This is a genomic window from Dietzia sp. E1, from assembly GCF_014145015.1.
Lineage (GTDB): Bacteria > Actinomycetota > Actinomycetes > Mycobacteriales > Mycobacteriaceae > Dietzia > Dietzia cinnamea_A.
Map to the genome: position 1 here is coordinate 1 of NZ_JAALDU010000261.1, position 5,626 is coordinate 5,626.

General features: G+C 70.1%; 6 protein-coding genes. 2 read left to right on the forward strand and 4 right to left on the reverse strand.

Annotated features, from left to right (window positions below):
* Positions 1-880 (reverse strand): exodeoxyribonuclease VII large subunit (gene xseA / locus G6030_RS09450; protein ID WP_070721782.1); only part of this gene is annotated, 880 nt, incomplete at its 3' end.
* Complete coding sequence (locus G6030_RS09455; RefSeq protein WP_061227600.1) at positions 877-1,266, reverse strand: hypothetical protein; 390 nt, start codon at positions 1,264-1,266, stop codon at positions 877-879. The genes G6030_RS09455 and xseA, both read right to left, overlap by 4 nt.
* A gap of 72 nt (positions 1,267-1,338) precedes the next feature.
* Between G6030_RS09455 and G6030_RS09460 the strand changes: the two genes are divergently transcribed.
* Positions 1,339-2,319: a 4-hydroxy-3-methylbut-2-enyl diphosphate reductase gene (locus G6030_RS09460; RefSeq protein ID WP_182642966.1), complete on the forward strand. Its 981-nt coding sequence runs from the start codon at positions 1,339-1,341 to the stop codon at positions 2,317-2,319.
* 58 nt (positions 2,320-2,377) lie between these two features.
* On the opposite strand, the gene G6030_RS09465 is transcribed toward G6030_RS09460, so the two are convergent.
* Both G6030_RS09465 and G6030_RS09470 read right to left on the reverse strand, forming a co-directional pair.
* Positions 2,378-2,869 (reverse strand): DUF6542 domain-containing protein, encoded by a 492-nt coding sequence (locus G6030_RS09465; protein WP_347238625.1) that lies wholly within the window; start codon positions 2,867-2,869, stop codon positions 2,378-2,380.
* Positions 2,870-2,880: 11 nt separating this feature from the next.
* Positions 2,881-4,416 (reverse strand): AI-2E family transporter, encoded by a 1,536-nt coding sequence (locus tag G6030_RS09470; RefSeq protein WP_182642967.1) that lies wholly within the window; start codon positions 4,414-4,416, stop codon positions 2,881-2,883.
* 98 nt (positions 4,417-4,514) lie between these two features.
* On the opposite strand from G6030_RS09470, the gene ychF reads away from it, so the two are divergent.
* Complete coding sequence (ychF, locus tag G6030_RS09475; protein ID WP_182642968.1) at positions 4,515-5,594, forward strand: redox-regulated ATPase YchF; 1,080 nt, start codon at positions 4,515-4,517, stop codon at positions 5,592-5,594.
* The last annotated feature ends 32 nt before the right edge of the window (positions 5,595-5,626 follow it).

Here is a 5,626-nt window from a genome sequence, read left to right on the forward strand (position 1 = left end):
GCAGGGCCCGGGCGGTGCGGGCGCGCGCCTCGGCGATGCGGCGCCGCTCCTCGACCACGTCGGGGACGACGCGCTTGGCGGCGTCGGTGGGCGTGGCGGCACGCAGGTCGGCGACGAGGTCCGACAGCGGGGAGTCGGGCTCGTGTCCGATCGCCGAGACGACCGGCGTGCGGCACCGCGAGATCGCGCGGATCAACGCCTCGTCGGAGAAGGGGAGGAGGTCCTCGACCGAGCCGCCGCCGCGGGCGAGGATGATGACGTCGACGACGGGGTCCGCGTCCAGCTCGGCCAGCGCGTCGAGGATCTGGGGCACGGCCGACACGCCCTGCACGGCCGTGTTCCGCACGGCGAAACGCACGTCCGGCCAGCGGCCACGAGCTACCTCGACCACGTCGCGCTCGGCGGCGCTCGCCCGGCCCGTGATCAGACCGACGCACGTCGGCAGGAACGGCAGCGGTCGCTTGAGGCGGGGATCGAACAGGCCCTCCGCGGCCAGGGCCTGCTTGAGCCGCTCGATGCGCGCCAGCAGCTCGCCCACGCCGACCGGGCGGATCTCCGAGACCTGGAGCGAGAACGAGCCGCGGCCCGTGTAGAAGCGCGGCGTCCCGCGGACCACGACCCGGCTGCCCTCCGTGACCGGGACGGGTGACTCGGAGATGAGCCGGGGCGGGCACGTCAGCGTCAGCGAATTGTCGACGGACGGGTCACGCAACGTGAGGAAGGCCGTGCGGGTGCCCGGGCGCAGACTCAACTGGGTGATCTGACCCTCGACCCACACCGCGCCCAGGCGGTGGATCCACGCGGCGATCTGGTCCGAGACGACCCGGACCGGCCACGGTGACTCGGGGCTGCTCGGGGTGCCGGGGGAGGAGGCGCTCACGCGTCGCGGGGGGTGACGCGGCCCGTCGGCACGTCCGGATCGTCATCGTCGTCACCGCCGCCGCGGGGCGCCCGCGACGAACCGTACACCCGGTAGGACACGTCGAGGACCTCCTCGGTCTCGTCCTCGTCGAACGTCGCCCACTCCGGCTGATCCGACCGGGCGGGGAAGACCGAGGCGAGCACCCTGTCGCCCTTGACGGCCAGGTCGGTGAGGGTCTGCCCCGCGTGCAGGTACGACTGCACCAGGCCGCCGGCGACCCGCACGGGCACGCCGGGCAGCGTGGACACCGCCTCGATCGCGCGGCCGGGCAGGGCCACGACGCGCTCGGCCGCGGTGGCGGCCAGACCGATCGAGGCACGGGTCAGGAACAGTGGTCGGAGCATGCGGACCTCTCTGCCGGGGGGCGTGCGGGAGGCGTAATGGTCGAAATCCAGTATGAACCGTACCCTGGTGACATGACCGAGCAGACCGACATGATCGCCGAACCGGCAACCAAGCGGGTACTACTCGCGGAACCGCGCGGCTACTGTGCCGGCGTCGACCGAGCCGTCGAGACGGTCGAGAAAGCCCTGGAGAAGCACGGGGCGCCGCTGTACATGCGCAAGGAGATCGTCCACAACAAGTACGTGGTGGAGTCCTTCACCAAGCGTGGGGTGATCTTCGTCGACGAGACCGACGAGGTGCCCCAGGGTGCGAATCTCGTGTTCTCCGCCCACGGGGTCTCGCCCGCGGTCCGGGAGAGCGCCAAGCAGTTGGAGCTCACCACCTTCGACGCCACCTGCCCGCTCGTGACCAAGGTGCACACCGAGGTCAAGCGCTTCGCCCGTGAGGGCTACCAGATCCTGCTGGTCGGCCACGAGGGCCACGAGGAGGTCGAGGGCACCGCCGGCGAGGCGCCCGACGTGGTGACCCTGGTCGACGGGCCGGACGCCGTCGACTCCCTCGAGGTGCCGACGGATACGGAGAAGCTCATCTGGCTGTCCCAGACCACGTTGAGCGTGGACGAGACCATGGAGACGGTCCGCCGCCTCAAGGAGAAGTACCCCGCGCTCATCGACCCGCCGTCCGATGACATCTGCTACGCCACGCAGAACCGCCAGAGCGCGGTCAAGGCGATGGCGCCCCAGTGCGATCTGGTGATCGTGGTGGGTTCGCGGAATTCCTCGAACTCCGTGCGGTTGGTCGAGGTGGCCCTCCAGGCCGGCGCGGATGCCGCCCATCTGGTGGACTACGCCGACGAGATCGACCTGGCGTGGCTCGAGGGGGTCACCACCGTGGGGGTGACGTCCGGCGCGTCCGTTCCGGAGATCCTCGTCCGCGGGGTGCTCGAGCTCCTCGACGAGCACGGGTACAGCGATGTGTCGACCGTCAAGACCGCGCAGGAGACCATCACCTTCGCCCTGCCCCGCGAGCTGCGGATGCCGCAGAAGGCCTGACCCGACCGCCCGCTCCCCGCGGGCCGGAGGGCACTCACCGCCCCGGTACGCCCCCGCCTCAGCGGCGGGCGTGTGCCGGGGCGGTGCGCTGGATGTAGGGAGCAGCCGGCCGCGCGGGCCGCGGCTCCAACACGAACGCCCGGATCAGGGCTATCGCGATGACGACGACGGTCGTGGCGACCATCAGAGGGAACCGGGTCGCCAACGGCAGGGCGACCGAGACGATCTGCGTCCGCGAGAACACGTCCGCGCCCGAGCCCGCCCCGGAGATGACGTAGACCAGCGGCACCAGCAGCGTCATGATGATCGGCGGCTGGACCCCGGCGACGAACAGCGAGCGCCGCGAGATCGCGAGCACCGACACCACGCACCCGAGGACGAACGCGACGGTGAACCCGGCGCCGAGTTCGCCCGAGACCGAGTCGATGGCCACGCCGGTCAGCGTGATGGCCACCGCCAGCAGGACCGCGGTCCAGGCGGGCAGGCCACGCATCGAGGAGACCACGGACCTCTCGTCCGCGGGCACCCGGCCGCTCCTGCGTCTACTCACGGGAGATGACTCTAACCGCCCAGCCGACGGGCGAGGAAACGACCGAAACGACGCAGCGGATTGGGCTTGGCCGCCTCCTCCTCCTGCGGGGAGGGTCGCGCGCCGTCGACCGCCTTGGGGTCGGTGATGCCTGGTTCGGGGGGGAGCTGATCCGATAACGGCGGAGCGGCGAGGCCGGCGTCACCGCCCACCTCGTCGTCGTCACCCGTCACGGCGACCCCCGCACCACCCGGTGCCGACGCGGCGGAGGCCGCCGTGCGCGCTCCGGACGTGCCCGAGCCCGGCGGGGCGATGTCCGGTCGTTCGTCGATCATCCCGGCCATGATGGCGTTGCTGCTCTTGCGGAGCGGAGCGAACCGCGAGCTGGACATCTCCCCGAGCCAGGCCGTCAGGCGGCCCTCGTCGGTGGCAGAGGCCAGATCGGAGGCGGTGACGTCTCCGGTGCGCAGATCGATCTGCTCGTTGATGTACCGGATGACCACCGCGGCCACGGCGAGGATCGGCACCGCGAGGAACGCGCCGATGATGCCGAAGAGCGTGCTGCCCGCGGCCACACCCAGGAGGATGACCCCCGGGTGCAGGTTCATGGCGCGCGACTGCAGGATCGGCTGGAGGACGTTGCCCTCGAGTTGCTGCACGGCGATGATGACCACCAGGACGATGATCGCGGTGGTGAACCCGTTGGCCACGAGCGCGATGAGCACGGCGAGCGCTCCGGCGGTGAACGCACCGACGATGGGGATGAAGCCCGCGATGAACGTGATGACCGCCAACGCCCACGCCAGCGGCACGCCCAGGATCACGAGCGCGAGGCCGATGAGCACGGCGTCGACGAACGAGACGATCGCCTGGGCGCGGATGTAGCCGCCCAGTGTGTTCCACGCCCGGGTGAGGACTTCGGTGAGGTGGCGGCCGGCGGTGCGGCCGGTGTTACGGCGCACGAACGGCAGGAATCGCGGCCCGTCCTTGATGAAGAAGAACGTGAGCACGAGTACCAGGACCAGGGTGACGACGAACGATCCCACCGCGCTGACGCCGCTGAACACGCCGGACGCGATCTGGTCGCCCCGGTCCTGCAGCGTCGAGCTGAGCTGGTCCAGCAGGCCGTCCAGCTGCTCGTCACGGATGTTGAGCGGCGGTCCCCGCAGCCAGTCCTGGACCTCGGTGATCGCCTCGGAGGTCTGGTCCGCGAGCTGCACGCTCTGCGACACGATCGACGGGGCGATCAGTGCGATGACGCCGGTCAGCAGTCCCAACGAGCCGATGATCGACAGCATGGCGGCCAGGCTTTTGGGCACCTTGTGCCGCACCATCCAGCCCGTCACGGGCCACAGGACGGTGGAGATGATCAGCGCCAACAGGATCGGCAGGATCCCCACCCACAGCGCGCCGCCGATGCGCGAGATGAGCCAACCCGCGACCAGCAGGATGGCCAGGCGCAGGGCCCAGTCGGTGACCCATCGCCCACCCAGGCCGATGAGTACGGACCGGTCGACGTGCTGTTCCTGATCCTCGACGGGGGGATGCGGCTTCGGCTCGTCGCTCATGGGAGTCATCTTGTCAGAGGCCGCGTCGGTGCGCTCCCTGTGACGGCCCGACGGCCGCGGGGGAGGGCCGCAGGCCGCGGTCCGTAGACTGTGGCCTCGTGAGCCTCACCCTCGGAATCGTCGGACTGCCCAACGTCGGTAAGTCGACCCTGTTCAACGCCCTGACGAACAACGACGTCCTCGCGGCGAACTACCCGTTCGCCACCATCGAGCCCAACGTCGGCGTGGTCGACCTGCCCGATCCCCGCCTCAACCGACTCGCCGAAATCTTCGGCTCCGAGCGGATCCTGCCCGCCGTCGTGTCGTTCGTCGACATCGCCGGCATCGTCAAGGGCGCCAGCACCGGCGAGGGCATGGGCAACAAGTTCCTCGCCAACATCCGCGAGGCCGATGCCATCTGCCAGGTCGTGCGCGTCTTCGACGACCCGGACGTCATCCACGTCGACGGCAAGGTCGACCCGATGGCCGACATCGAGGTGATCGCCACCGAGCTGATCCTCGCCGACCTCGAGACCATCGAGAAGGCGCTGCCGCGTATCGAGAAGGACGCGCGCAAGGACAAGTCGCTGGTGGCGCAGTTCGAGGAGATCCGCAAGGCCCAAGCCGTGCTCGAGGACGGGCGCACCCTGTTCAAGGCCCAGGACGAGATCGACCGCGGCCTCCTGCGCGACCTGCACCTCATGACCGCCAAGCCCTTCCTCTACGTCTTCAACGCCGACGAGTCGGTGCTGACGAGCGACGAGCGCAAGGCCGAGCTCAGTGCCGCCGTCGCGCCCGCCGACGCCGTGTTCCTCGACGCCAAGGTCGAGGCCGAGCTGCAGGAGCTCGACGAGGACGACGCCATGGAGCTGCTCGAGTCGATCGGCCAGACCGAGCCCGGCCTGAACGCGCTGGCCCGCGCGGGCTTCCACACCCTCGGGCTGCAGACCTACCTCACCGCGGGCCCCAAGGAGTCGCGCGCCTGGACCATCCGCAAGGGCGACACCGCCCCCAAGGCCGCCGGCGTCATCCACACCGACTTCGAGAAGGGCTTCATCAAGGCCGAGATCGTCTCGTTCGACGACCTCGACGCCGCCGGCTCGATGGCCGCCGCCAAGGCGGCTGGCAAGGTGCGCATGGAGGGCAAGGACTACGTCATGGCCGACGGCGACGTCGTGGAGTTCCGCTTCAACGTCTAGGAGACTGCTGAACAAGGCGCTATTGGGGTTGG

Coding starts and splice junctions, on each gene's coding strand:
- G6030_RS09455 (WP_061227600.1), bottom strand. CDS start 1,266: ATGCTCCGACCACTGTTCCTGACCCGTGCCTCGATCGGTCTGGCCGCC.
- G6030_RS09470 (WP_182642967.1), bottom strand. CDS start 4,416: ATGAGCGACGAGCCGAAGCCGCATCCCCCCGTCGAGGATCAGGAACAG.
- G6030_RS09460 (WP_182642966.1), top strand. CDS start 1,339: ATGACCGAGCAGACCGACATGATCGCCGAACCGGCAACCAAGCGGGTA.